General features: G+C 47.0%; 1 protein-coding gene. It reads left to right on the top strand.

All coding sequences use genetic code 11. The annotated features are described in order from the left end of the window. A partial coding sequence (locus tag AC1D0P_RS26540) for a DNA methyltransferase (RefSeq protein ID WP_477679458.1) occupies positions 1-726 on the top strand: 726 nt, incomplete at both ends.

Raw genomic sequence — 726 nt, 5'->3', positions numbered from 1 at the left:
AGCGTACGCAACGCATGGTGGGGCTTACTATGTTGGTGATTCGGTTAAGTTACTTAGCTCGGATGCGTTTAAGAAAGTTAAGGGAAAAGTTCAACTTCTTTTAACTTCACCACCCTATCCCCTGAATGACAAAAAGAGCTATGGCAACTTAAAAGGCGACGACTACTTAAAGTGGTTCACGGAGTTAGCGCCCGTTTTTTCAGAAATGTTGGCGCCAAATGGTTCGATAGTCATTGAGCTCGGAAATAGCTGGGAACCTGGAAGACCTGTTCAATCGCTTTTGCATTTGGAAGCGCTTCTTGGTTTTGCTAAACATCCCACCGCTGGCCTTCGTCTTATTCAGCAATTTGTTTGCTACAACCCATCGCGTCTGCCGTCTCCGGCATCTTGGGTTACGGTTGACCGCATAAGAACGGTTGATAGCTTCACACACGTATGGTGGCTTGCGAAGTCAGATTTCCCCAAGGCTGATAACACGAAGGTCCTGAGGCCCTATAGCAATGCAATGAAGAGCCTCCTAAAAAAGGGAGCCTACAACGCAGGACGCCGGCCATCTGCACACCAAATTAGCGATACGGGTTTTCTGAAAGATCAGGGCGGCTCGATCGCGCATAACTTTTTTGAACTGGAAAGTATGCAAGATGGAAGAATCGTTCGATTGCCGAATGCCTTTTCGCTTGCAAATAATTCCTCGACAGATTTTTTTCACAAGGCTTGCAAGAAGGC

It is taken from the genome of Polaromonas sp. P1_G2 (genome assembly GCF_056405515.1).
Note: the sequence above shows the minus strand (reverse complement) of the source record. Positions and strands in the feature narration are given on the sequence as shown.